Consider the following 25,406-nt stretch of genomic DNA (forward strand, 5'->3'; position numbering starts at 1 on the left):
GCCTGCTCGACGACTAGCCCGAGCAGCCGCCGCTCCTGGGCGGCCCTGGGCATACCGGTCAACTCGACTGCCGTCACGGGCTGTTCGGAGAGGTCGTGGGCGGGCTGAGCGGCGGACTCGGTCATGGTCACTGAACTCCAGTGTGGGTTATGCGACTTCGGTACGGGTCGTGACGAGGCGCGAGGCCGAGACCACCTCGCCGCCGCTGAGCAGCAGCTCCACCGGAGCCGGCCGGCCCAGGAAGAGGAGCAGGCTGGCGGTGGGGCCGTAGGCGCCCATGTTCGGCACCGCGAGCACATCGCCCGGCTCCGGCGGCGGCATCCGCGCCGAGCGGGACAGCAGGTCGCCGGGTGTGCACAGCGGGCCCGCGAGGCTGACGGGCACCGGCTCGCCGGTGCGGTGGAAGGCCGGGTCCACGGAAAGCGGCAGCAGTCGGCCGAGGCCCGCCATGCCGCCGAGGGTGTTGATGCCGGCGTCGAGGATCGCGAAGGTGCGGCCCCGGCTCTCCTTGACGTTGGTCACGGACGTCAGCAGTCGCCCGCTGTCGCCGACCAGGTGGCGGCCCGACTCGCAGGCGATCTCCACCCCGCCCTCGCGCCAGTGCGGCAGCCGGGTGTCCAGGGCCTTCTCCAGGGCGGCCTTCAGATTCGGGTACACGGGCCGGTCGCCCGGCACCGAGTACGGCGCCGCGAAGCCCCCGCCGATGTCCAGCATCCGCAGCGGCAGGCCGAGTTCGCTCTCCAGCGTCGCTGCCTGCTCGATCGTCGCCGTGAACTCGGCGATCAGGCTCTCCTCGTCCTTGGAGTTGGACAGCGGGAAGAAGTGCGCCCCGGCCACCTCCGTGCCCGGCACGTCGAGCAGGGCGGGCAGCAGGCCCGGCAGGGTCTCCGCATCGATGCCGAACTGCGACGGGGTTCCGGTCATCCGGATGCTGGTCGTGGCCGCGGCCGCCGCGCTGTTGACGCGCAGCAGCACCTGGGCCACCACCCCCTGGCGCACCGCCTGGGCGCCGAGCCGGCGCAGATCGCCCGCCGACTCCACGGAGAACGTGCGCACCCCCTCGGTGAGCGCCACGGCCAGCTCACCGGCGGTCTTGCCCGGACCCGAGTAGAGGATCGACTCCGCGGGATGCCCGGCCTCCAGGGCCGAGGCCAGCTCACCGGTGGAGCACACCTCGGCCCGGCAGCCACCGGGGCCCTCGCGCAGCGCCCGCACCAGGCCCGGGTGCGGGTTGGCCTTGAGCGAGTAGAACAGCGTGACCCCGTCGGGCAGGGCGGCGCGCAGATCGGCGCGGGCGCGGGCCACCCGGTCGAGGTCGTACACGTAGAGCGGGGAGCCGTAGCGAGCGACCAAGTCCCGGGCCGACGCGGCCTGTTCATCGCCTGCGTTGGTGGACGTGGTCACTTGGCGGCCTCGGCGTCGAGCATCGCCGCCAGCTGCTGCTTGGCGTTCTTGCCGTTCGAGGTCAGCGGGAAGGCGTCGAGCACCTTGCACAGCGCGGGCACCTTCACGGCCTCCAGCCGCGTCGCCAGCTCGCGCAGCACCGCCTGCGGGGTCAGCTCGTCCGACTCCACGAAGATCATCAGGTCGCGGTCGGCGGTCGGCTTGAGGGCGGCCGCGTTGCGCACTCCCGGGATGTCCATCGCGGCGCCCTCGATCTCGATCGTGGACACCCGCATGCCCTTGCGCTTGAACATGTCGTCACGGCGGCCCTCGAAGTAGAGGTAGCCGTCGGCGTCGACGCGGCCGTAGTCGCCGGTGAACAGGCGGGTCTCGCCGGTCCCCGGGTCGGGCCGGTAGGTGCGCGCGGTGATCTCCGGCAGGTTCCAGTAGCCGGCCATGACATGCGGACCGGTCACCGTGATCTCGCCGCTCTCCTCGGCCGGCACCTCGTTGCCGTCCGGGTCGAGGATCGCCACCCGGGTCCCCGGGATCGGCAGACCGCAGGAGCCGGGACGCTCGCGGTCCTGGTCCGGCGGCATGATCGTGATGCGCTTGCACTCCGAGATGCCATACATCCGCACCACCCGGGCACCCGGGAAGCACTTCCACAGGCCGTCGATGATCCGCTGCTCCAGCGCCGCACCGGTGCTGGTGAACATGCGCAGCCGGGTCGGGCGCGGGTCGCGCTGCGCCAGCCGGATCAGCGGACCGCCCAGCGACGGCACCAGCGGCAGCACCGTGGCGCCGCTCTCCCGGATCAGGATGTGCAGCTTGGAGTCCGCCTCGGAGTCGGCGAGGACCAGGGTCGCGCCGGACACCGCGCACAGCAGCATCTGGAAGAGGCCGTAGTCGAAGGAGAGCGGGACGCGGACGAAGACGGTGTCGTCGGCGCGGTAGCCGAGCACCTCGTTGATGGACCGTGCCGCGAACAGCATCTGCGCGTGCGGGCAGATGATGCCCTTGGGGGTGGCGGTGGAGCCCGAGGTGTAGATGAGCACGGCCGGGGCGTCGGATGCCTGGCCGGCCTCGGCTCCATCGCCGTCGGCCGCCAACTCGGCCCACAGGCCGCCCACTTCGTACACCGGTCGCTCGGTCAGGCCCGACACCCACTCGCCGGCGCCGTCCGTGACCACCACGAGCCGCGGCTCGCAGTCGGCGATCACCGCGCGCAGATGGAACTCCTTCATCTCGGCGCTGATCGGCACCAGCGCGGCACCGACCCGGGATGCCGCGTGCAGCAGCGCCGTCGTCTCGCGCACGTTCGGCAGGCGTACGACGATCCGGTCGCCCGGCGTCACACCGGCCCGGCGCAGCCAGTCGGCGGCCGCCCGGGTCTGCGCCGCGAGCTGCTCCCAGGTCCAGGAGTCCCGGGCGTCGCGCACGGCGACGTCCTGCGGACGTGCGGCGGCCTGTGCGTCGACGAGGTGGTGCAGCAGCCTCGCGTCCTCGGTCAGGTTCTCGTCCACGGGGTCTCTCCTTAGTGGTCCGTGGCAGGATCGGCGTCAGTTGGCCGTGGCAGGATCGCCGTCAGTGGTCCGAGGCAGATCGGCGTCGGGTCGGCCCGGGGTGCTGCGGCCGCGGTCCAGGAGCGTCCGCGCGCGGGACCTGAGGGCGGAGCGGTCGATCTTGCGGTTGGCGTTCATCGGGAACTCGTCCAGGTGCGTCAGCAGCCGCGGCACCATCGCCTTGGGCAGGTCCGCGTTCAACTCCTTGGCGAGCAGGGCGCTCTGGGACGCGCGGCCGGTGTAGAAGGCGACCAGCTCATGGCTGCCGTCCGCGGGCACGGCGACCGTGACGGCGTCCTCCACCCCGTCCAGGGCGCGCACGGCGTGGCTGACCTCGGACAGCTCCACCCGCCAGCCCCGCACCTGCACCTGGTCGTCCGCCCGGCCCAGATAGGCGATCTCGCCGTCCGGCCAGCGGCGTACCCGGTCACCCGTGCGGTACCAGCGGCGCCCGTCGTGCTCGAGGAAGCGGCCCTCGTTCTCGGCGGGGTCGAGATAGCCGTCGAACATCTGCGGCCCGGTGACGCACAGTTCGCCCTCGTCGCCGCCGGTGGAGCCGTCGGGTCCGAGCAGCACATGGTCGAGCGTGCCGTACACGGGCCCGATGGGGACGACACCGTTGACGTACCGCTCGTCGGGGGTGGCGGCCGTGAGGCGGTGGGCGGTCACGGTGATGGTCAGCTCCGTCGGGCCGTACAGGTTCTCCACCGTGCTGTGCGGTGCCGCGGCCTGCCACGCCTCCGCGTCGTGCCGGTGCAGCGGCTCGCCCGCGAACAGCGACCAGCGCAGCCCGTCCAGGGCGCCCGCCGCCAGCGCCCCCGAGCGGCCGGCGAGGGCGATGGCCCCCGGCGTCGAGAACCACACCGTCACGCGCTCCTCGGCGAGGAACTCCGGTAGCGCCCGGTACGCCCGCATCGGCAGCGGTACGACGCGGGCGCCCGCGCCCCACGCGCAGAACAGGTCGAACATCGCGCAGTCGAAGGTCAGGTCGAAGGTCTGGGTGAAGACGTCACCGGGCCCGAAGTCGTAACGGCCGCGCAGCGTACGGAAGTAGCTGTCGACGGCGCGGTGCGTGGTCGGCACCCCCTTGGGGCGGCCCGTCGAGCCGGACGTGAACAGGATGTAGGCGGTGTCCTCCGGGTCCACCGCGCGCGGCGCGTCCAGCGGGGTGCCGGGAAGCGGTCCTTGGCCCGCCGAGACGAGGGGCACGCCGGGCATGCCGATCCGCTCGTACGCCGCCACACCCCGGGCGTCGGCGATCACGGCGTCGGCCTCGGCGGCCTCCAGCACGGCACGGTTACGGACGGAGGGGAAGTCCGGGTGCAGCGGTACGGCCCGTGCCCCCAGGTAGAGCGCGGCCAGCAGCCCGGTGTACGCCTCTCCGCTCTTGCTGCCGAGCACCGCCACGGTCCGCGGCACGCCCCGGCACACCTCGACCAGCGCCCCGGCGAGCGCGAGCGCCTCCCGGTGCGCCTCGGCATAGGTGGTGCCGTGCCCGTCGACCCGGAAGCACTCCCGGTCGCCCGACACGGAGAGCCCGCGCAGGAACAGCCCGTGCAGACTGCCCGCGTACGCGCCCTCGCCGGACGTCAGCCGCTCCTCGCGGCCGGAGAAGACCCGGGTCGCCATGTCACACACCCGCCGCAGCCGTAGCCGTAGCCGTCGCGGGCCGGGTGGACGGCGCGCGCGGCGTCCGCTCCGGGGAGACCGGGACCACCTCGAAGCGGGAGGTCGCCGACTCGACGCGGCCGAACAGGGCGTCCGGGCCGGCGATCACCAGCCGCTCGATGCCGCGGGCGCGCAGCGCGTCCAGGGTCGCGGGCCAGTCGACGGGGCGTACGAAGTGGTCCAGGAGCATCTGCCGCAGCCCGGCGGCGGTGGTCAGTTCGGTGCCGTCCTGGTCGGCGATCAGCGGCAGCAGCGGGTCGCGCAGCGGCAGGGCGTCGATGACCTCGCGGGCCGCTAGCTCGCGCAGTCCCGTGAACAGCGAGGAGTGCATGGGAGGACGCATCACGTAGAGCGGGAGCGCCCCGATCGACCGCAACTCCCCTTGGAAGGCCCCCAGTTCGTCCTCCCGCACGGACACCATTTGGAACCCCTCGTCGAGGCGGCAGGCCACCTCGTGCCAGGCCCCGCGGGCGTCCATCCCGGCGAACAGCTCACGCAGGGGCGCGGCCGGGGCCCGTACGAACGACTGCGTGACCACGTCCCGGTGCTCGCGCGCGAAGTACTGCGCGGTGCAGCGCGCCAGAGCGGCCGTCATCCGCACCGCGTCCGCGAAGTCGAGCGCCCCGCTGAAGCCGATGGCGGGCTTCTCGCCGAAACTGGGTCCGGTGCACACCGCCGGCTCGATGCCGAGGTCTTCGCGGGCCCGTTCGGCGAGCGCCGTGCACACCACCATGAAGGCGACCTGGGCCGCCGGGGCGTACTCGTCCTCGCTCTCCCGGAACGCCTCGAAAAGGGAATGGCCGAGGACGTCGTCCGCGACCGGAAGCAGCTTCTTGGCATGGGAATCGAGAAGCAGGAAGCGCCCGAGTTCCCGGAAGCGTGTCGGCCCCATTCCCGGGAATACCATCGCCGTTGTCATCGCAGCACCCGTCTTGTCGCGAACTGGCCTCGTCCGGACAGTTCTAGATGCCGGGCAAGGCCCCACCAACCCCTATTCGACCCCGTCCGCCACCCTTAGTAGGGGGGCGGCCGCCGACCATAGGGGGTGTGCGCTGTGGCCCCTTGCCGGACCACCCGGTTTGAATTGACGGTCCGAATACCCCGAGCCACATGGATGGGTGACCCATGACCGTGACCGAGGACACCACCTCACTCGCCCCCATGACCCAGCCCCCGCCGCGCCCCGACCCGCGCTCCCGGGTGGCCCTGCTCGAGCTGGTCAAGCAGACGGTGCGTGAGGGCCCCGGTCCGCGTGCCACCGAGCAGCAGTGGGCCAAGGGCAAGCTGACCGTCCACGAGCGCCTCGAACTGCTCTTCGACAAGGGGAGCTTCCAGGAGATCGAGCCGCTGCGCCGGCACCGGGCCACCGGCTTCGGGCTGGAGAACAAGCGGCCCTACACGGACGGCGTGGTCACCGGCTGGGGCACGGTGGAGGGCCGCACGGTCTTCGTCTACGCCCATGACTTCCGCATCTTCGGCGGCTCGCTCGGCGAGGCGCACGCCTCGAAGATCCACAAGGTGATGGACCGGGCGCTGGCCGCGGGCGCGCCCCTGGTGGCGCTGAGCGACGGCGCCGGCGCCCGCATCCAGGAGGGTGTCACCGCGCTCGCCGGGTACGGCGGCATCTTCCGCCGCAACGTCGCCGCGTCCGGGGTCATCCCGCAGATCAGCGTGATGCTCGGCCCGTGCGCCGGCGGCGCCGCGTACTCGCCTGCCCTCACCGACTATGTGTTCATGGTCCGCGGCACCTCGCAGATGTACATCACCGGCCCCGACGTGGTGCAGGCCGTCACCGGCGAGCGGATCAGCCACGACGGGCTCGGCGGTGCCGATGTGCACGCCACCGTCTCCGGCGCCGCGCACTTCGCGTACGAGGACGAGGCGGAGTGCCTGGCCGAGGTGCGCTATCTGCTGTCGATGCTGCCGCAGAACAACCGTGAACTGCCGCCCGCCGTACGGCCGGACGACTCCCCGACCCGCCGGGGCGAGGCCCTGCTCGACCTGGTGCCGGGCGACCCCGGACGCTCGTACGACATGCGTCCCGTCATCGGGGAGATCGTCGACGACGGCGAGATCTTCGAGGTGCACGCGGGCTGGGCCACCAACATCATCTGCGCCCTGGCCCGGCTCGACGGCCATGTCGTCGGTATCGTGGCCAACCAGCCGGCCTCCTTCGCGGGCGTCCTGGACATCCATGCCAGTGAAAAGGCGGCGAGGTTCGTCCAGTCCTGCGACGCCTTCAGCATCCCGCTGGTCACCCTCGTCGACGTCCCGGGCTTCCTGCCGGGCCGCGAGCAGGAGCACGGCGGCGTCATCCGCCACGGCGCCAAACTCCTCTACTCCTACTGCAACGCGACCGTCCCCCGGATATCGGTGATCCTGCGCAAGGCGTACGGCGGCGCGTACATCGTCATGGACAGCCAGTCCATCGGCGCCGACCTGACCTTCGCCTGGCCCACCAACGAGATCGCGGTGATGGGCGCGGAGGGCGCCGCGAACGTCGTCTTCCGCCGCGAGATCGCCGCCGCGCCGGACCCGGAGGCGGCACGCGCGCAGCGCATCCAGCAGTACCAGGAGGAACTGATGCACCCCTACTACGCCGCCGAACGCGGCCTGGTGGACGACGTCATCGACCCCGCGGACACCCGGGCCGTCCTCATCCGCTCCCTGGCGATGCTCCGTGCCAAGCACGCCACGATGCCGTCCCGCAAACACGGGAACCAGCCGGTATGAGCACCGCCGAGGACCACACCGTCCGAGTCGTGCGCGGCGACCCCGACCCGGAACAACTGGCAGCCGTCACACTGGTCCTACTGGCCCTCCTGCGAGGCGCAGAGCCGGCCACCTCCCCGCGCCCCCCGACGGCAGGCTGGGTCCGGGGCACCCACCGCCTACCGGGCGCCTGGTCGGAGCCCTAGCCACGCCCCACCCCGAGGCGCCGCTGCCGACCCGCTGGGGGCAGCGGCGCTTCCCCGTACCTCGCCTCCCGGCCGACCGAGTCGACTGCTCGCTTCTCGGCCGACCGAGTCGGGCGGTGGGCGGGCAAAGGCCGGGGGGCGGAGCCCCCTTGGTACCTGGGCCGAAGTACCGGGCACGCCAAAGAGCGCCGCTGCCCGGGAAATCCCAGGCCAACGGCGCTCAATGACCCCGCAAGACCACGTCAGTGAACCGCGGCCTGCCGAGCCTTCTGCGCGGCGATGGCCGGATAGCGCATGGTGAACAGAACGGGGACGACGAACGTGACGACCTTGATGACGATCGCGGCGGTCGTGGCGTGCGGATCGGCCTTGATCAGCACAGCCAGCGCACCGGCAGCGAAGAGGAAGGACACCCCCCACACCGTGGTGATCGTCGCGTTGGTGCGGAAGAACGCCTTCGTCTTCCACACATGCTCCGGCGCGATCTTGCGCGCCAGCCCCAGCGTGAACGGCCGCCCGATGAGCAGCGAACCGAACGCCGTGGCCGCGAGCCAGGCGTCGACCAGGGCAGGGCCGTAGGGGATGAGTCCGGAATCGGGCTGCTTGTACGAGAGCCAGGTGATGCCCGCGAAGAACACGAGGGCACTCACTTCGATCACCATCTCGTCCAAGTGCTTGCCCGACCGCCGTCCCTGGAAGATCACGAACGCGGCGATCCCCAGTCCCCACTCCGCGCCGCTGCGCCACTCGTCGCTCGTCGCGATCGCGGCGTAGGCGATCCAAGGTAGGAAGCTGATGAGGTAGCGGGTCATGGAAAGCTCCTTTCTACCCGCCATTGAGTCAGCCGCCCCTTGCGGGCCGCTAAAGCGGAAAACAGCACCGCGGAACGGAACACTTTAGTCGTCCCCAACCATGACGACGCACGCTCTTTCGACAACAATTCCCGTACCTGGGCCGGTTCCGGCTCGAGGAACTGCTGGAGGAAAGCGTGTCCCGTCGACTGTTCACCTCGGAGTCGGTGACCGAGGGTCATCCCGACAAAATCGCAGACCAAATCAGCGACACCATTCTCGACGCACTTCTCGCCCAGGACCCGACGGCCCGTGTCGCCGTGGAAACCCTGATCACCACCGGCCAGGTGCATATCGCCGGCGAAGTCACCACCTCCGCCTACGTCGATATTCCGACACTGGTCCGCAAGACGATTCTCGGCATCGGCTACGACTCGTCGGCGAAGGGATTCGACGGCGCGTCCTGCGGAGTCTCGGTCTCCATCGGCGCCCAGTCGCCCGACATCGCCCAGGGCGTGGACGACGCCTACGAGACCCGGGTGGAGGGCTCCTCCGGCGCCTCCCAGGCCGACGAACTCGACCGGCAGGGCGCCGGCGACCAGGGCCTGATGTTCGGCTACGCCTGCGACGAGACCCCCGAGCTGATGCCGCTGCCGATCGCGCTCGCGCACCGTCTCGCCCGCCGTCTCGCCGAGGTCCGCAAGGAGGGCCCGGTGCCCTATCTGCGCCCGGACGGCAAGACCCAGGTCACCATCGAGTACGAGGGCGACCGCCCGGTCCGCCTGGACACGGTCGTCGTCTCATCGCAGCACGCCCCCGACATCAGCCTGGACACACTGCTCGTGCCCGACCTCCGCGACCACGTCGTCGAACCGGCCCTGGCCGGCCTCGACCTGGACACGGACGGGCACCGGCTCCTGGTGAACCCCACGGGACGGTTCGAGATCGGCGGCCCGATGGGCGATGCGGGACTGACCGGACGGAAGATCATCGTCGACACGTACGGCGGCATGGCCCGCCACGGCGGCGGCGCGTTCTCCGGCAAGGACCCCTCCAAGGTGGACCGCAGCGGCGCGTACGCGATGCGTTGGGTCGCCAAGAACGTCGTCGCCGCCGGTCTCGCCCGGCGCTGCGAGGCGCAGGTCGCCTACGCCATCGGAAAGGCGGCCCCGGTCGGCCTGTTCATCGAGACGTTCGGCACCGAGACCGTACCCGTCGAGCGGATCCAGCAGGCCGTCACCGATGTCTTCGACCTGCGCCCGGCCGCGATCGTGCGGGACCTCGACCTGCTGCGCGCCCGCTATGCGCAGACCGCCGCGTACGGCCACTTCGGGCGCACCGGCGCCGACTTCACCTGGGAAGCCACCGACCGGGCGGACAAGCTCCGCCAAGCAGCCACCGGCTGAGCGGGGCGGGGTCATGCGGATCGCCGTCACCGGTTCCATCGCCACCGACCATCTGATGACGTTCCCCGGCCGCTTCACCGACCACCTGGTCCCCGGTGAGCTGTCGAACGTCTCGCTGTCCTTCCTCGCCGACACCCTGGAGGTACGACGCGGCGGAGCGGCCGCCAACATCGCCTACGGGCTCGGCCGGCTGGGCCTGTCCCCGGCCCTGGTCGGCGCCGTCGGACCGGACTTCGCCGACTACCGGGTCCATCTCAAGGAGCACGGCGTCGACACGGACTCCGTGCATGTGTCGCCCATGGCACAGACCGCCCGCTTCGTGTGCACGACCGACCAGGCACAGAACCAGATCGCCACCTTCTACGCGGGCGCCATGACCGAGGCCCGCACCCTGGACCTCGCGCCGGTCGCCGAACGGCTCGGCGGACTCGACCTGGTGCTGATCTCGCCGAACGACCCCGAGGCGATGGTCCGCCACACCGAGGAGTGCCGGCGGCTCGGCATCCCGTTCGCCGCCGACCCCTCCCAGCAGCTCGCCCGCCTCGAACCCGATGCGGTGCGCACGCTCGTCGACGGCGCCCAGCGCCTGTTCACCAACGCCTACGAATCCGTCCTGGTCCGGGAGCGCACCGGCTGGACCGGTCGGCAGATCCTCGACCGCGTCGGCTCCTGGGTCACCACCCTCGGCGCGGACGGCGTCCGCATCGAGCGCGCGGGCGAGCCCGCCGTGACCGTGCCGGCCGCTCCCGTCCGCGAGGCCGTCGACCCCACCGGCGTCGGCGACGCGTTCCGCGCCGGCTTCCTCGCCGCGCTCGGCCGTCTGCCCGAGAGCGGCCGCGGCCCGCCTGGGCTGCGTCGTGGCCGGCCTCGCCCTGGAGGCACCGGGCCCCCAGGAGTACGTCCTGGACCGTACGACGGTGACGGCGAGGCTGACCGAGGGCTACGGCGAGCCGGCCGCCGCCCTCGCGCCACTCCTGGAGGCCGCCCTGTGAGCAGCCAACGCACCGCGACCGCACAGCAGTTGAGGCAAGCCCTGGCCACCCGGGTGGTCGTCGCCGACGGCGCCATGGGCACCATGCTCCAGGACCGGGAGCCGACCCTCGACGACTTCCAGGGCCACGAGGGCTGCAACGAGATCCTCAACGTCTCGCGCCCCGACATCGTGCGCTCCGTCCACGACGCCTACTTCACCGCCGGTGTGGACTGCGTCGAGACCAACACCTTCGGCGCCAACCTCGCCAACCTCGGCGAGTACGGCATCGCCTCCCGTATCCGCGAACTCGCCGAGGCCGGCGCCCGGCTCGCCCGGGAGGTCGCCGACGGCCACAGCACCGCCGAACGCCCCCGCTGGGTCCTCGGCTCGGTCGGCCCCGGCACCAAGCTGCCCACGCTCGGGCACGCCCCGTACGCCGATCTGCGCGACGCCTACCAGGAGCAGACGGAAGGCCTGATCGCGGGCGGCGCGCACGCCGTGCTCGTCGAGACCACCCAGGACCTGCTCCAGACCAAGGCCGCCCTGATCGGCGCCCGCCGCGCCCTGCGGAAGACGGGGGCCGACCTGCCGCTGTTCGTGCAGATCACCGTCGAGACCACCGGCACCATGCTGCTCGGCTCCGAGACCGGTGCCGCCCTCACCGCCCTCGAACCCCTCGGCATCGACCTGATCGGCCTCAACTGCGCCACCGGCCCGGCCGAGATGAACGAGCACCTGCGCCAGCTGTCCCGGCACGCCCGCACCGGTATCTCCGCGATGCCCAACGCCGGCCTGCCCGTACTGACCACCGACGGCGCCCACTACCCGCTCACCCCGGCGGAACTCGCCGCCGCGCACCGCCAGTTCGTCACCGAGCACGGCCTCAGCCTGGTCGGCGGCTGCTGCGGCACCACCCCCGAACATCTGCGCCAGGTCGCCGAAGCCGTACGGGATATCGAACCCGCGCGCCGTGACCCGCGCCCCGAACCGGCCGCCGCCTCCCTCTACACCTCCGTCCCCTTCCGGCAGGACACCTCCTACCTGGCCATCGGCGAACGCACCAACGCCAACGGCTCCAAGAAGTTCCGCGAGGCACTCGTCCGCGAGGACTGGGACACCTGCGTCGAGATCGCCCGCGACCAGATCCGCGACGGCGCCCATCTGCTCGACCTGTGCGTCGACTACGTGGGCCGTGACGGCGTCGCCGACATGAAGGAGCTCGCGGGCCGGCTCGCCACCGCATCCACCCTCCCCGTCGTCCTCGACTCCACCGAACCCGCCGTCCTGGAAGCCGGGTTGGAACGGCTGGGCGGCCGCGCCGTCGTCAACTCCGTCAACTACGAGGACGGTGACGACCCCGACTCCCGGTTCGCCCGGATCATGCCGCTGGTCGCCGAGCACGGCGCCGCCGTCGTCGCGCTCACCATCGACGAGGAGGGCCAGGCCCGCACCGCCGAGTGGAAACTGCGCGTCGCCGAGCGCCTCATCGCCGACCTCACCGGTGCGTGGGGGATGGCCGAGGGAGACATCCTCGTCGACTGCCTGACCTTCCCCATCGCCACCGGACAGGAGGAGACCCGCCGCGACGGCATCGAGACCATCGAGGCGATACGGGAACTCAAGCGCCGCCACCCGGACGTACAGACCACCCTGGGCCTGTCCAACATCAGCTTCGGGCTCAATCCGGCCGCCCGCACCGTCCTCAACTCGGTCTTCCTGCACGAGTGCGTGGCCGCCGGACTCGACTCCGCCATCGTGCACGCCTCCAAGATCCTGCCCATCTCCCGTATCCCCCAGGAGCAGTTGGAGTGCGCGCTGGACCTGGTGCACGACCGGCGCCGCGAGGGCTACGACCCCCTCCAGCGCTATCTGGAACTCTTCGAGGGCGTCGACAGCCGCTCCGTGAAGGCCTCCCGCGCCGCCGAACTGGCCGCGCTGCCCCTGCCCGACCGGCTGCGCCGCCGCATCGTCGACGGCGAGCGGGGCGGCCTGACCGTCGACCTGGACGAGGCGCTGACCGAGCACTCCGCGCTGGAGATCGTCAACGACATCCTCCTCGACGGCATGAAGACCGTCGGCGAGCTCTTCGGCTCCGGGCAGATGCAACTGCCGTTCGTGCTCCAGTCCGCCGAGGTGATGAAGGCCGCCGTCTCCCACCTCGAACCGCACATGGAGCGCTCCGACTCCTCCGGCAAGGGCACCCTGGTCCTGGCCACGGTCAAGGGCGACGTCCACGACATCGGCAAGAACCTCGTCGACATCATCCTCACCAACAACGGCTACAACGTGGTGAACCTCGGCATCAAACAGCCCGTCTCCGCGATCGTCGAGGCCGCCGAGAAGCACCGCGCCGACGCCATCGGCATGTCGGGCCTCCTGGTCAAATCCACGATGATCATGAAGGAGAACCTCCAGGAGCTCAACGACCGCGGCCTCGCCACCACCTACCCCGTCATCCTCGGCGGAGCCGCGCTCACCCGGGCGTACGTCGAACAGGACCTGCACGAGCTGTACGACGGCGAGGTCCGCTACGCCCGCGACGCCTTCGAGGGCCTGCGCCTCATGGACACCCTCAGCGCGCTCAGGCGCGGCGAGGCGGGAGCCGCGCTGCCCGAGCTGAAGCGCCGCCGGGTGCGTGCCACGGCGACCGCCCGGCCGACCGAGGACCGACACGCCCTGCCGGCCCGCTCGGACGTCGCCACGGACAACCCCGTCCCCACCCCGCCCTTCTGGGGCACCCGCGTCACCAAGGGCATCCCGCTCGCCGACTACGCGTCCTGGCTGGACGAACGCGCCACCTTCATGGGGCAGTGGGGGCTCAAGGCCGCCCGCGGCGGGACCGGACCCTCGTACGAGGAACTGGTCGAGACGGAGGGCCGACCGAGGCTGCGCGCCTGGCTGGACCGGCTGCACACCGACAACCTCCTCGAAGCGGCCGTCGTGCACGGCTACTTCCGTTGCGTGTCCAAGGGCGACGACCTGATCGTTCTCGACGAGGACGGCACCGAACGCACCCGCTTCACCTTCCCGCGCCAACGGCGCGACCGGTACCTGAGCCTCGCCGACTACTTCCGCCCCCAGGACTCCGACTCGGGCGAGACCGACGTCGTCGCCTCCACGACGGTCACCATGGGCAACCGCGTCTCCGAGGCCGCGAACGAGCTGTTCGCCGCCGACTCCTACCGCGAGTACCTCGAACTCCACGGCCTGTCCGTGCAGTTGACCGAGGCACTGGCCGAGTTCTGGCACGCCCGCGTCCGCGCCGAACTGGGCATCGCGGACCAGGACCCCGCCGACCTGGCCGGCATGCTCCGCACCGACTACCAGGGCTGCCGCTACTCCCTCGGCTACCCGGCCTGCCCCGACCTGGAGGACCGCGCCAAGATCGCCGGTCTGCTCCGCCCGGAACGCATCGGCGTCACGCTCTCCGAGGAGTTCCAGCTCCACCCGGAACAGTCCACGGACGCCCTGATCCTGCACCACCCGGAGGCCGTCTACTTCAAGACGACCGGTGGCCCGGCCGAGGAGACCGCCCGATGACCACAGCCGCCACCACCTCATCGGCAGGCTCCCTGCGGGAACTGCTGGCCGCCGGAGTCCGCACCTTCTCCTTCGAGTTCTTCCCGCCCAGGACGGAGGCGGGGGAGCGGACCCTGTGGGACGCGATCCGCCGTATCGAGGCCGTCGGCCCCACCTTCGTGTCGGTGACGTACGGCGCGGGCGGCTCCTCCCGCGACCGTACGATCGCCGTCACCCGCCGTATCGCCGCCGAGACGACGCTGCGCCCGGTCGCCCATCTCACCGCCGTCGACCACTCGGTGGCCGAGCTCAGGCACATCGTCGGCCAGTACGCCGACGCCGGCATCCGCGACGTCCTGGCCCTGCGCGGCGACCCGCCGGGCGACCCGCGCGGCCCCTGGACCGCGCACCCGGACGGCTTGCGCCACGCCTACCAGCTCGTGGAACTCGTCCGCGCGGCAGGGGACTTCAGCATCGGCGTCGCCGCCTTCCCGGAGCGCCACCCGCGCTCACCCGACTGGGACAGCGACATCCGGCACTTCGTCGCCAAGTGCCGGGCCGGCGCCGACTACGCCGTCACGCAGATGTTCTTCGACGCCGAGGACTATCTGCGGCTGCGCGACCGCGTCACGGCCGCAGGCTGTGAGACGCCGATCATCCCGGAGATCATGCCGGCCGTCCACGCCCGCCAGATCCAGCGCTTCGCCGAACTGAGCGACGCCCGCTTCCCGCGCGACCTCGCCGAAGCCCTGGAAGCGGCCCGCGACGACCCCGACACCGCCCACCGCATCGGCGTCGACCACGCCACGGCCCTGGCCGAGCGGCTCCTCGCCGAAGGCGCGCCCGGCCTGCACTACATCACCCTCAACCGCTCCACGGCGACCCTCGACATCCACCGCAACCTCACCCACCGCACCGAGAGGCCCGCGCATGCCCGCCACACCCCCTGACTTCAAGGTCGCCGACCTCTCCCTTGCCGAGTTCGGCCGCAAGGAGATCACTCTCGCCGAGCACGAGATGCCGGGTCTGATGGCGATCCGCAAGGAATACGCCGAGACGCAGCCGCTGGCCGGTGCCCGCATCACCGGTTCCCTGCACATGACCGTGCAGACCGCAGTGCTCATCGAGACCCTGGTCGCCCTGGGCGCCCGGGTCCGCTGGGCCTCCTGCAACATCTACTCCACCCAGGACCACGCGGCCGCCGCGATCGCCGCCGCCGGAATCCCCGTCTTCGCCTGGAAGGGCGAGACCCTTCAGGAGTACTGGTGGTGCACGGAGCAGGCGCTGACCTGGCCGGACAGCCCCACCGGCGGCCCGAACACGATCCTGGACGACGGCGGTGACGCCACCCTCCTGGTCCACCAGGGTGTCGAGTACGCCAAGACGGGCCACCTGCCGGCCCCCGACAACGACGAACTCGCCGTGATCCGCGCCCTGTTGGAGCGCAGTGGCCTTGACTGGGCCGCCGTCGCCTCCGAGATCCGTGGGGTGACGGAGGAGACCACGACGGGTGTGCACCGCCTGTACGAGATGCAGCGCGACGGTGTCCTGCTGTTCCCGGCGATCAACGTCAACGACGCGGTGACGAAGTCGAAGTTCGACAACAAGTACGGCTGCCGGCACTCCCTGGTCGACGGCATCAACCGCGCCACCGACACCCTGATCGGCGGCAAGACGGCGGTCGTGTGCGGGTACGGCGACGTGGGCAAGGGCTGCGCGGAGTCGCTGCGCGGCCAGGGCGCCCGGGTGATCATCACGGAGATCGACCCGATCTGCGCGCTGCAGGCGGCGATGGACGGCTACCAGGTCACCACCCTGGACGAGGTCGTCGACAAGGCCGACATCTTCGTCACCACGACCGGCAACAAGGACATCATCATGGCCTCCGACATGGCCCAGATGAAGCACCAGGCCATCGTCGGGAACATCGGTCACTTCGACAACGAGATCGACATGGTAGCCTGGCCAGGGTCCCGGGCATCGTCAAGGACGAGGTCAAGCCGCAGGTCCACACCTGGACCTTCCCCGACGGCAAGGTCATCATCGTGCTGTCCGAGGGCCGGCTGCTCAACCTGGGCAACGCCACCGGCCACCCCTCGTTCGTGATGTCCAACTCCTTCGCGGACCAGACCCTGGCCCAGATCGAGCTGTTCACCAAGCAGTCCGAGTACCCGACCGGCGTCTACACGCTGCCCAAGCACCTCGACGAGAAGGTCGCCCGCCTCCACCTCGACGCCCTCGGCGTCAAACTCACCGTGCTGCGCCCGGAGCAGGCCGCGTACATCGGCGTGGAAGTCGAGGGCCCGTACAAGCCGGACCACTACCGCTACTGACGTCCAGTCACCCCGAGGAGCGAGCCATGCACCCCGACCACCAGGAAGAAGCCCAAGCCCCCGTGCTGTACCTGGCCGGGGTGGACGAGGACCCGGCCGAGTCGCACATCGTGCGCGGCATCGACTGAGGAACGAACCACGCGAGGGCCCCCGGATCCGCCCCGTCCGGGGGCCCTCGCGTGGTTCGGTCGCGTCGAGGTCAGCCGACGGGCCCCCGGAACGCCTCCAGGATCCGCTCGGCCGCCAGTGTCGCCGTCAACGAGCCCTCTCTGACCCGCTGTTCCAGGCCGGGCGCGGCCTCCCGCACCGCCGGATCGGCGTGCAGCCGGCCCAGCAGCTCGTCGCGCACCATCGCCCAGGTCCAGCCGACCTGCTGGTCCCGCCGCTTGGCCGTGAGCCGGCCCGTGGAGTCGAGGAGCGTACGGTGCTGCTCAAGCCGCTCCCAGACGACGTCCAGGCCGGCCGACTCGCGGGCGCTGCAACTGAGCACCGGCGGGGTCCAGAAGGCGTCCTTGCCGTGCATCAGCCGCAGCGCGCCCGCCAACTCCCGTGCGGCCGCGCGCGCGTCGCGCTCGTGCGGGCCGTCCGCCTTGTTGACCGCGATCACGTCGGCCAGCTCCAGGACGCCCTTCTTGATGCCCTGCAACTGGTCGCCTGTGCGGGCCAGGGTGAGCAGCAGGAAGGAGTCGACCATGTCGGCGACGGCGGTTTCGGACTGGCCGACACCCACGGTCTCCACCAGGATCACGTCGTAGCCCGCCGCCTCCATCACGACCATGGACTCGCGGGTGGCCTTGGCGACCCCGCCCAGCGTGCCCGCGCTGGGGGAGGGGCGTACGAAGGCGTTCGGGTCCACCGCCAGCCGTTCCATCCGGGTCTTGTCGCCCAGGATGGAGCCGCCGGTACGGGTGGAGGACGGGTCCACGGCGAGCACCGCGACCCGGTACCCCAGCGAGGTCAGCAGCGTGCCGAACGCGTCGATGAACGTCGACTTGCCCACGCCCGGCACCCCGCTGATGCCGATCCGCCGCGCCCGTCCGCTGTGCGGGAGCAGCTCGGTGAGCAACTCCTGCGCCAGCGCCCGGTGCTGTGGCCGGGTGGACTCGACGAGAGTGATCGCGCGGGCCACGATCGCCCGCTTCCCGTCGAGCACACCCTTCACATACGTGTCGAGATCGATCGCTGCCATGGGGCTCTACAGATCGTGGCCGAGATCGGCCGACAGCCGCTTCACCAGGTCGTACGCCGCGTCCGGGATCACCGTCCCGGGCGGGAACACGGCCGTGGCGCCCATCTCCAGGAGCGTCGGCACGTCCTGCGGCGGGATCACCCCGCCGACCACGATCATGATGTCCTCCCGGCCCTCCTCGGCGAGCGCCTCGCGCAGCGCCGGTACGAGGGTGAGGTGACCGGCGGCCAGCGAGGACACGCCGACCACATGGACGTCCGCCTCGACCGCCTGACGGGCGACCTCCTCCGGGGTCTGGAACAGCGGGCCGACGTCGACGTCGAAGCCGAGGTCGGCGAAGCCGGTGGCGATCACCTTCTGGCCGCGGTCGTGACCGTCCTGGCCCATCTTGGCGACCAGGATGCGCGGCCGGCGTCCCTCGGCCTCCTCGAAGGCGTCCACCAGGGCGCGGGTGCGGTCCACGGACGGGGACTGGCCTGTTTCGTTGCGGTACACGCCGGAGATCGTACGGATCTGGCTCGCGTGGCGGCCGTACACCGTCTCCAGGGCGTCGGAGATCTCGCCGACGGTGGCCTTGGCGCGGGCCGCGCGCACGGCCAGCTCCAGCAGGTTGCCCTCGCCGTCCGCGGCGCGGGTAAGCGCGTCCAGCGCGTCCCGGCACGCGGTCTCGTCCCGCTCCGCGCGCAGCCGCCGCAGCTTCTCGATCTGCTGGGCGCGCACGGAGGAGTTGTCGACCTTGAGGACCTCGATCGCCTCGTCGTTCTCGACGCGGTACTTGTTGACGCCGATCACCGGCTGACGGCCGGAGTCGATGCGGGCCTGCGTGCGCGCGGCCGCCTCCTCCACGCGCAGCTTCGGGATACCGGCGTCGATGGCCTGCGCCATACCGCCGGCCTGCTCGACCTCCTGGATGTGCGCCCAGGCCTTGCGGGCCAGGTCGTACGTCAGCTTCTCCACGTACGCGCTGCCGCCCCACGGGTCGATGACCCGGGTCGTGCCGGACTCCTGCTGGATGAGCAGCTGGGTGTTGCGGGCGATGCGCGCCGAGAAGTCGGTCGGCAGCGCCAGCGCCTCGTCGAGGGCGTTGGTGTGCAGCGACTGGGTGTGGCCCTGGGTCGCCGCCATCGCCTCCACACAGGTGCGCGTGACGTTGTTGAACACGTCCTGCGCGGTCAGCGACCAGCCCGAGGTCTGCGAATGGGTACGCAGGGACAGGGACTTGGTGTTCTTCGGCTCGAACTGGGAGACCAGCTTGGCCCACAGCAGTCGGGCCGCCCGCAACTTCGCGATCTCCATGAAGAAGTTCATGCCGATCGCCCAGAAGAACGAGAGCCGGGGCGCGAACGCGTCCACGTCCAGACCCGCCTCGCGGCCCGCCCGGATGTACTCCACACCGTCCGCGAGCGTGTAGGCCAGCTCCAGGTCGGCCGTCGCACCCGCCTCCTGGATGTGGTAGCCGGAGATGGAGATGGAGTTGTAGCGGGGCATCCGCTGCGAGGTGTAGGCGAAGATGTCGGAGATGATCCGCATCGACGGCTTCGGCGGATAGATGTAGGTGTTGCGGACCATGAACTCCTTCAGAATGTCGTTCTGAATGGTTCCGGCCAGCTTCTCGGGCGGTACGCCCTGTTCCTCCGCCGCCACGATGTACAGCGCCAGCACCGGCAGCACGGCGCCGTTCATCGTCATCGACACGGTCATCTTGTCCAGCGGGATCCCGTCGAACAGCTGCCGCATGTCGTAGATCGAGTCGATCGCCACGCCCGCCATGCCGACGTCACCGGTCACGCGCGGGTGGTCGCTGTCGTAACCCCGGTGCGTGGGCAGGTCGAAGGCGACCGACAGGCCCTTCTGACCGGCCGCGAGGTTGCGCCGGTAGAACGCGTTGGACTCCTCGGCTGTGGAGAAGCCCGCGTACTGGCGGATCGTCCAGGGCTGGTTGACGTACATCGTCGGGTACGGGCCGCGCAGATACGGCGCGATGCCCGGGTAGGTGCCCAGGAAGTCCAGGCCCTCCAGGTCACGGCCGGTGTAGAGCGGCTTGACGCCGATGCCCTCCGGGGTCTCCCAGAGCTGCTCCTCGGCGCCGGTCGCCCGCTTGACGGCCGTACGCCACTCCTCGGCACCGCCGTCGGCGACCGGCGTCCCCAGCTCGATCCCGGCGAAGTCGGGGATTCCCATCAGGACACTCCCATGCGGTCGAGGGTCGCGGACAGCGTGGCGACGGCGTCGCAGCCCGCGAAGACGTACGAGTCGATGTCCGTGTACTCGGCGGGGCGGCCCGCGAGGAACACATGCCGGGCGCCCGCCGCCTTCAGGGACCGGGCCAGCTGCTCGGCCTGCTCCTCGTAGAGCGCGTCGCTGGAGCACAGCACGGCCTCGGTGGCGCCGCTGTCCTCGAAGCCGCCCTCGGTGACCGGCTCGATGCCGCCCGCCTGGAAGAGGTTGGCGGCGAACGTCGAGCGCGCGGTGTACGCGGCGGCCGAGCCGATCGTGGCGAGGTAGACCCGGGGGCGGGAGCCGGTCGCCGCGAGGTGGGCGTCGGAGCGGGCGCGCAGCTCCTCGTACGCCTCGTCGCGGCGCACGCGCGGCAGCCCGCCAAAGGGCCCATCGGGAGCGGGCTCGCGCTCCACGGGCTTCTCGGCCAGGAACGGGAACTCGCTGACACCGGTGATGGGTTCACGCCGCTTGGCGAGCTTCTTGGAGCGCTCCGCCCAGGTCGTGGCCAGGTCCGTACGGATCCGGCCCGAGCGCAGCACGGCCGCCTGGCCGCCGTCGCGCTCGATCGACCGGAAGAACTCCCAGCCCGCGCGGGCGAGTTCGTCGGTGAGCGACTCCACGTACCAGGAGCCGCCCGCCGGGTCGATGACCCGCGCCAGGTGGGACTCCTCGACCAGGATCGTCGACGTGTTGCGGGCGATACGGCGGGCGAACGCGTCCGGCAGGCCGAGCGCGTGGTCGAACGGCAGCACGGTGACGGAGTCGGCGCCGCCCACCCCGGCCGCGAGCGTCGCGACGGTCGCGCGCAGCATGTTCACCCACGGGTCGCGGCGGGTCATCATCACCGGCGAGGTCACCGCGTGCTGCACCTGCGCGCCCGCGCCGGGCGCCCCGCACACCTCGGCGACCCGCGCCCACAGCCGGCGGGCCGCGCGCAGCTTGGCGACGGTCAGGAACTGGTCGGCGGTGGCCGCGTAACGGAACTCCAGCTGCGCCAGGGCCTGTTCGGCCGTGAGGCCCGACTCGGTCAGCTCGCGCAGACAGGCCACACCGGTGGCCAGGGAGGCGCCCAGCTCCTGTGCGGCCGAGCCGCCGGCCTCGTGGTACGGCAGCGCGTCCACGGTCAGCGCGCGCAGCCCCGGGTAGGTCTCGGCGCACCGCGCGGCGAGGGCGGCGATCGGCGCGAAGTCCTGGGCGGTGCCGGTGCGGGCCTCGTGGCCGAGCGGGTCGGCGCCGAGATTGCCGCGGACCGCCTTCGGGTCGACGCCCCGCTCCTCGCAGAGCCGCAGCAGTTCCGCCGCGGCGGCCTCGACGTCGCGCCCGGCGTCGAGCACCACCGGAGCCAGGTCGAGGTAGACACCGTCGAGGGCGCGGGCGAGGCCGGACACCGGGATGCCGCCCTGGCCGACGACCAGCCACAGCGAGGTGACGCCGTTCTCCAGGTCGGTCAGGATCGCGCCGTCCTCGGCCGCCGCGTGCCGCTGCCGTACGTCCCAGCCGCCCGCGGTGCCGCCCTCGGAGCGGCCGCCGCGCACGAAGGGCGCGAAGCCGGGCAGGCCGGGGTCGGGCGCGGTGTCGCGCGCGGTGTACAGGGGACGGGTGCGCAGCCCGTCCTCCAGCGTCGTGGACAGAGCGTCCTCAGCTGCCGCGCCCGAGACTTCCTTGCCCGACTTGCGCAGCACACCCTCGACCAGGGCTTGCCACTGCTCGTGTGTCGCGTCAGGGAACTCGGCGGCCAGTGAGAGCCCGTCGTCAGGCAGGACCGTCATGGCTCGGATGCTAGGGCAGGCCGCTTAAATGGCAGCAGCGCGGGGGCTGTGACGTTTCCCTCCTCGCGGTTGTGACCTGTGCCTCTCCGGTGCCGTACGCCCCCTTTCGTACCGTCAGCGGGGCTGTTCTCGTACCGTCGGCGGGGGTTGTCCGAGGCCCCGTCAGCAGGCCCCGTCGGCGAGTCCGGGCAGCAGTCCGCTCACCGCGTCGCGTTGCTCCGGTCCGACGAACTCGGCGAGCGCCTCCTTGACCGTCGTGGCGAGCAGTGTGGAGGTCTCCTTCAGCAGCCGCCGGGCCTTCTCGGTGAGGGTGACCTGGACGCCCCGCTTGTCGCCGCACACCGTCTGGCGGGTGACCAGGCCGGCGTGCTGGAGGCAGGCGATCTGGTAGGTGAGCCGGGTCTTGGGGCGGCCCAGGAGGTCGGCGATCCGGGTCATGCGCAGGCCGTCGCGCGGGTGCTCGGCCAGCAGGCACAGGATGAGGAACTCGTCGTGGGAGACGTCGAGGTTCTCCTTCACCACGGAGCGCAGCCGCTGCTCCACCGCCCCGGTCGCGGCCAGCAGCAGCATCCAGGCGCGCAGCTCTCCGGGGAGCAGCCCACTGCCCTCGCGGGCACAGCATTCGGGCTGGTCGGCGGGGTGCTTGTCGGGGGCGGCCATGGGTTGGAGTCTACCTGTTGTCCAAATTTGGATGATGAGCTAGCGTTGCGGTCATCCAAATTTGAACTACTCGGATACATCATCACTCGGATACATCGCATGGGAGTACGACCATGACCGTCGCCGTGGAAACAGGTGTCTGGCAGCTCGACCCGACCGCCACCACCGTGGCCCTGAGCCACAGGACCTTCTGGGGCCTGGTGGCCGTGAAGGGCACCTTCGCCGCCGTCGCCGGCCGGGGCGAGGTCGGGCCCGACGGGTCCGCCACGGGCACCGTGACCCTGGACGTCGCCTCGCTGGACACCAAGAACGCCAAGCGCGACACCCATCTGCGCTCGGCCGACTTCTTCGACGCCGACCACCACCCGGAGATCACCTTCGCCGTCCGCGGCGCCGAACCGCGCGGCAACGACACGGCACACGTCGACGGCCGGCTCACCGTCCGCGGCATCAGCCGCCCGCAGTCCCTGACGGCGCGCGTCACCGCGGCGACCGCCGACGCGCTCACGCTGGAGACCGAGTTCACCGTGGACCGCGCCGAGTTCGGCATGGGCTGGAACCAGTTGGGGATGATCCGCGGCCTGACAACGGTGACCGCCACGCTGCGGTTCACTCGCGCGGCGGCCTGATCCGTTCGGTCAGCCTGTTGTGCCGGTGCTCTTCCGTAGTCGTATGTCCTGGCTGGACAGCGTCTGCGGGGACGCCGTGAAGGCGCGCAGCCGGATGCGGACGCTCGGTCTGGGGAGCGGGAACCTGCCCTTGGGCGGCCGGAGTTCCACGTTCGCCGTGCCGTGGGCGGGGATCGTGGCCGGACCTCGGGCGAGCGACCAGTACTTGTTCATGCCCTGGCCCGTGGTGAGCGTGTAGTGCGGGGTGAGCGCGGTGTCGCCCGTGTTGACCACCCGCACGGTCAGCGCCGAGATCGCGTTCGCCGAGGCCCGGCGCACCGAGGCGACCTCCATCCTCAGCGGCGGCCTGCCCGACACCGCCAGCACCGCGCACACCAGGGCCGGCGCGACCAGCAGGACGATCGCCGCGGCCAGGGCCGGGCGGCGCCGGGGGCCGGTCAGCGGCCCCGGGCGTGGCTGCCAGGCGTGCTCGAACTCCGCCAGGGGCGCGGTGACCGCCGTGGCCAGCCACAGCGGGGTCATCATCAGGTAGTAGCCGTCCTGGGAACGGGTCGCCAGATAGAAGGCCAGCCAGGGCAGCACGGTCGCCGCCGGGCCCAGCCGCCGTACGAACAGCACGAACAGCGCGAGCAGGGCCGCCGCGAGGAGCATGCTCGCGTGCGAGTACCAGTCGAGCCGGTCACTGCCGTCGGTGAAGTACAGCGAGATGTCCACCAGGCCCTGGCCGTGCAGCACCGCGCCCTGCGTCAGCGGCAGGGCGATCCCCGCCAGCCATGGACCGGGCTCGGAGACGATGAAGTACGTGTTGATCAGCAGCCACACCGTGACGGCGATCCCCACGATCCGCAGCACCACCAGCCCCGCCGCGCGCCCGCCCAGCTCGCCGCGGCGCACCGCGTAGATCCCGGCCAGCAGGAACGGCGCCACGAACCAGGGAAGTTGCTGCGCCGCGCACGCGGCCCCCAGGCACGCGGCCCGCGCGATCCCGGCACCGCCGAGCCGCCCTCCCCTCCCGATCCGCGGCCAGCGCACCACCACCGGCACCAGCAGGGCCATGCCGAGGATCGCCGGATAGCCCAGCCGGGCGTACGTCGGCAGGAACCCGAAGCCCAGACAGGCCATCGTGGCCGCCGACCGCCACGGCACCGGCAGCATCCGCCACATCACGACCGCCCCGACGACCAGCGCGCCGGTGCCGACCGCCGTTGCGGCCGCGCCCCCGTGCCCCAGCCACAGCAGCGGGGCGGCCAGCAGTGGGGCCAGCGGGGGATAGCCGTACGTGAAGTCGTAGCCGCCGTTTATCGTCGGCGTGACGGCGACGCCCTTGCCGCCGAAGAGCCACGGCCAGGGCTGTCCGTAGACGGTGTGCCCGGCGACCAGCTCCCTGGCGGCCTGGGTGGTGAGCACCGCCTCGTCGCCGCCGCCGTGGTTCAGTGCCCAGCCGCACAGGGTGAGCGCGACCGCGGTCACCAGGACCACCAGGTCCAGTCGGGCCAGCGAGCGGGCACGGCGGACCGTCAGGGCCAGCACCCCGGTCACCAGGATCGAGGCGTAGCAGACGGAGATGACCGCCGCCAGGACGAGACGATGGGTCGCCGCCTGTGTCCACACCGCGCGGGTCCCGATGAACAGGCTCACGTCGGCGAGGAGGGTCAGGACACGGTGCCACTGTGCCGGGAGCCCCGGGGCGGCGGACACCGCCGACTGCGTCCGCCGGCCGGGTGTCACCAGCTGTTTTTCTGCCAAGTGCACGACATCGGACCGTAATCGGGACCGGTGAGCGGGGGATCGCAGGAGGTGAAGAGTCCGGTGTGAGGGCGGTAAGAAGCGGGCTATTTCGCACAAGTGTCACAGGAGGTGACGGAGGCAGGACCCCGTCGGTCGGGTCGCGCTTCGTGTCGCTGTTGGGCCGAACGGGTGACTTGGCGTAAGAATTGGCAGGTGCAGGCATGGAGTGCGAGTCAGTTCGGGGGGATCCGGTGAGCCGTTACGACGTCACCGATGAACAGTGGGAAGGGCTCGCGCAGGTCGTGCCGCTCCGGGGGCGCGACGCCTGGCCGTCCGCGGTGGGTCACCGCTCCCTCCCGGACGCGGAGACCGAGACCCGGCGGCGGTTCGTCGTCCTGCGGGTCAATGTCTTCGCGGACGCCCGCGAGGTGGCCGAGACGCTCATGGCGGGCGTGCCGGTCCTGCTCGACCTCTCCAGCGCGGAGACCGAGGTGGCCAAGCGCGTCCTCGACTTCAGCACCGGTGTCGTCTTCGGCCTGGGCAGCGGAATGCACCGCGTGGACCGCAACGTGTTCCTGCTCACCCCGCCCGGTACCGAGGTCAGCGGGCTCATGGAGGGCGCCGGGATCTCCGGCACCTGAGGCCGGTCCCCCGT

At 71.4% G+C, this 25,406-nt stretch carries 17 protein-coding genes and 2 pseudogenes; 9 read left to right on the forward strand and 10 right to left on the reverse strand.

Annotated elements, in window-relative coordinates:
• Positions 1-147: 147 nt before the first annotated feature.
• The 4 genes from N8I87_RS30985 to N8I87_RS31000 are packed head-to-tail and all read right to left on the reverse strand — an operon-like array spanning position 148 to position 5,508.
• Positions 148-1,404, reverse strand: a complete 1,257-nt coding sequence (locus tag N8I87_RS30985) for a type III PLP-dependent enzyme domain-containing protein (protein WP_263213662.1) — start codon at positions 1,402-1,404, stop codon at positions 148-150.
• Complete coding sequence (locus N8I87_RS30990) at positions 1,401-2,909, reverse strand: AMP-binding protein (protein WP_263213663.1); 1,509 nt, start codon at positions 2,907-2,909, stop codon at positions 1,401-1,403. Before N8I87_RS30990 ends, N8I87_RS30985 begins: the two co-directional genes overlap by 4 nt.
• A 36-nt stretch (positions 2,910-2,945) precedes the next feature.
• Positions 2,946-4,577, reverse strand: coding sequence for an AMP-binding protein (locus tag N8I87_RS30995; RefSeq protein ID WP_263213664.1), 1,632 nt, complete (start codon positions 4,575-4,577; stop codon positions 2,946-2,948).
• A 1-nt stretch (position 4,578) separates the two neighbouring features.
• Complete coding sequence (locus N8I87_RS31000; protein WP_263213665.1) at positions 4,579-5,508, reverse strand: ACP S-malonyltransferase; 930 nt, start codon at positions 5,506-5,508, stop codon at positions 4,579-4,581.
• Between the two features lie 233 nt (positions 5,509-5,741).
• Here N8I87_RS31000 and N8I87_RS31005 point away from each other — a divergent pair, with 233 nt between their 5' ends.
• Both N8I87_RS31005 and N8I87_RS44490 read left to right on the forward strand, forming a co-directional pair.
• Positions 5,742-7,349, forward strand: a complete 1,608-nt coding sequence (locus tag N8I87_RS31005) for an acyl-CoA carboxylase subunit beta (RefSeq protein ID WP_411577306.1) — start codon at positions 5,742-5,744, stop codon at positions 7,347-7,349.
• Positions 7,346-7,534 carry an acyl-CoA carboxylase epsilon subunit gene (locus N8I87_RS44490; protein WP_411577307.1) on the forward strand — a complete coding sequence of 63 codons (189 nt, stop codon included), beginning with the start codon at positions 7,346-7,348 and terminating at the stop codon, positions 7,532-7,534. Before N8I87_RS31005 ends, N8I87_RS44490 begins: the two co-directional genes overlap by 4 nt.
• Before the next feature lie 242 nt (positions 7,535-7,776).
• Here the strand turns inward: N8I87_RS44490 and N8I87_RS31010 are convergent, their stop codons facing one another.
• Positions 7,777-8,346: a DUF3159 domain-containing protein gene (locus N8I87_RS31010; protein WP_263213666.1), complete on the reverse strand. Its 570-nt coding sequence runs from the start codon at positions 8,344-8,346 to the stop codon at positions 7,777-7,779.
• A gap of 176 nt (positions 8,347-8,522) precedes the next feature.
• Between N8I87_RS31010 and metK the strand changes: the two genes are divergently transcribed.
• The 5 genes and pseudogenes from metK to ahcY all read left to right on the forward strand — a co-directional run bounded on the left by metK (position 8,523) and on the right by ahcY (position 16,556).
• The gene (gene metK / locus N8I87_RS31015) at positions 8,523-9,731 is read left to right on the forward strand and encodes a methionine adenosyltransferase (protein ID WP_263213667.1); all 1,209 of its coding nucleotides are present in this window, start codon (positions 8,523-8,525) and stop codon (positions 9,729-9,731) included.
• A 13-nt stretch (positions 9,732-9,744) separates the two neighbouring features.
• Positions 9,745-10,723, forward strand: a pseudogene (locus N8I87_RS31020) (carbohydrate kinase family protein).
• Positions 10,720-14,244 carry a methionine synthase gene (metH, locus tag N8I87_RS31025; protein ID WP_263213669.1) on the forward strand — a complete coding sequence of 1,175 codons (3,525 nt, stop codon included), beginning with the start codon at positions 10,720-10,722 and terminating at the stop codon, positions 14,242-14,244. Before N8I87_RS31020 ends, metH begins: the two are co-directional and overlap by 4 nt.
• Entirely contained in the window at positions 14,241-15,173 is a 933-nt protein-coding gene (metF, locus tag N8I87_RS31030; RefSeq protein WP_263213671.1) for a methylenetetrahydrofolate reductase [NAD(P)H], read from the forward strand. Before metH ends, metF begins: the two co-directional genes overlap by 4 nt.
• Positions 15,154-16,556: pseudogene (ahcY, locus tag N8I87_RS31035) on the forward strand (adenosylhomocysteinase). Before metF ends, ahcY begins: the two are co-directional and overlap by 20 nt.
• A 199-nt stretch (positions 16,557-16,755) precedes the next feature.
• Here ahcY and meaB read toward each other — a convergent pair.
• The 4 genes from meaB to N8I87_RS31055 form a co-directional block, all read right to left on the reverse strand.
• Positions 16,756-17,745 (reverse strand): methylmalonyl Co-A mutase-associated GTPase MeaB, encoded by a 990-nt coding sequence (meaB, locus tag N8I87_RS31040; RefSeq protein WP_263213672.1) that lies wholly within the window; start codon positions 17,743-17,745, stop codon positions 16,756-16,758.
• A 6-nt stretch (positions 17,746-17,751) separates the two neighbouring features.
• Positions 17,752-19,926, reverse strand: a complete 2,175-nt coding sequence (scpA, locus tag N8I87_RS31045) for a methylmalonyl-CoA mutase (RefSeq protein WP_263213674.1) — start codon at positions 19,924-19,926, stop codon at positions 17,752-17,754.
• Positions 19,926-21,734 carry a methylmalonyl-CoA mutase subunit beta gene (locus N8I87_RS31050; protein WP_263213675.1) on the reverse strand — a complete coding sequence of 603 codons (1,809 nt, stop codon included), beginning with the start codon at positions 21,732-21,734 and terminating at the stop codon, positions 19,926-19,928. The genes scpA and N8I87_RS31050 overlap by 1 nt, the downstream gene beginning before the upstream one ends.
• 162 nt (positions 21,735-21,896) lie before the next feature.
• Positions 21,897-22,394: a MarR family winged helix-turn-helix transcriptional regulator gene (locus N8I87_RS31055; RefSeq protein ID WP_263213676.1), complete on the reverse strand. Its 498-nt coding sequence runs from the start codon at positions 22,392-22,394 to the stop codon at positions 21,897-21,899.
• Between the two features lie 113 nt (positions 22,395-22,507).
• Here N8I87_RS31055 and N8I87_RS31060 point away from each other — a divergent pair, with 113 nt between their 5' ends.
• Positions 22,508-23,023: a YceI family protein gene (locus N8I87_RS31060; RefSeq protein WP_263213678.1), complete on the forward strand. Its 516-nt coding sequence runs from the start codon at positions 22,508-22,510 to the stop codon at positions 23,021-23,023.
• Positions 23,024-23,032: 9 nt separating this feature from the next.
• Here N8I87_RS31060 and N8I87_RS31065 read toward each other — a convergent pair whose 3' ends face one another.
• The gene (locus tag N8I87_RS31065; protein ID WP_411577308.1) at positions 23,033-24,775 is read right to left on the reverse strand and encodes a hypothetical protein; all 1,743 of its coding nucleotides are present in this window, start codon (positions 24,773-24,775) and stop codon (positions 23,033-23,035) included.
• Positions 24,776-24,972: 197 nt separating this feature from the next.
• Here N8I87_RS31065 and N8I87_RS31070 point away from each other — a divergent pair, with 197 nt between their 5' ends.
• Positions 24,973-25,392 carry a cell division protein SepF gene (locus N8I87_RS31070; RefSeq protein WP_263213679.1) on the forward strand — a complete coding sequence of 140 codons (420 nt, stop codon included), beginning with the start codon at positions 24,973-24,975 and terminating at the stop codon, positions 25,390-25,392.
• The last annotated feature ends 14 nt before the right edge of the window (positions 25,393-25,406 follow it).

This window comes from Streptomyces sp. HUAS 15-9, from assembly GCF_025642155.1.
Classification (GTDB): domain Bacteria; phylum Actinomycetota; class Actinomycetes; order Streptomycetales; family Streptomycetaceae; genus Streptomyces.

Coding starts and splice junctions, on each gene's coding strand:
- scpA (WP_263213674.1), bottom strand. CDS start 19,926: ATGGGAATCCCCGACTTCGCCGGGATCGAGCTGGGGACGCCGGTCGCC.
- N8I87_RS31055 (WP_263213676.1), bottom strand. CDS start 22,394: ATGGCCGCCCCCGACAAGCACCCCGCCGACCAGCCCGAATGCTGTGCC.
- N8I87_RS31060 (WP_263213678.1), top strand. CDS start 22,508: ATGACCGTCGCCGTGGAAACAGGTGTCTGGCAGCTCGACCCGACCGCC.
- N8I87_RS31005 (WP_411577306.1), top strand. CDS start 5,742: ATGACCGTGACCGAGGACACCACCTCACTCGCCCCCATGACCCAGCCC.
- metF (WP_263213671.1), top strand. CDS start 14,241: ATGACCACAGCCGCCACCACCTCATCGGCAGGCTCCCTGCGGGAACTG.
- N8I87_RS44490 (WP_411577307.1), top strand. CDS start 7,346: ATGAGCACCGCCGAGGACCACACCGTCCGAGTCGTGCGCGGCGACCCC.
- N8I87_RS31050 (WP_263213675.1), bottom strand. CDS start 21,734: ATGACGGTCCTGCCTGACGACGGGCTCTCACTGGCCGCCGAGTTCCCT.
- N8I87_RS31010 (WP_263213666.1), bottom strand. CDS start 8,346: ATGACCCGCTACCTCATCAGCTTCCTACCTTGGATCGCCTACGCCGCG.
- N8I87_RS30995 (WP_263213664.1), bottom strand. CDS start 4,577: ATGGCGACCCGGGTCTTCTCCGGCCGCGAGGAGCGGCTGACGTCCGGC.
- N8I87_RS31000 (WP_263213665.1), bottom strand. CDS start 5,508: ATGGGGCCGACACGCTTCCGGGAACTCGGGCGCTTCCTGCTTCTCGAT.
- meaB (WP_263213672.1), bottom strand. CDS start 17,745: ATGGCAGCGATCGATCTCGACACGTATGTGAAGGGTGTGCTCGACGGG.
- N8I87_RS31070 (WP_263213679.1), top strand. CDS start 24,973: ATGGAGTGCGAGTCAGTTCGGGGGGATCCGGTGAGCCGTTACGACGTC.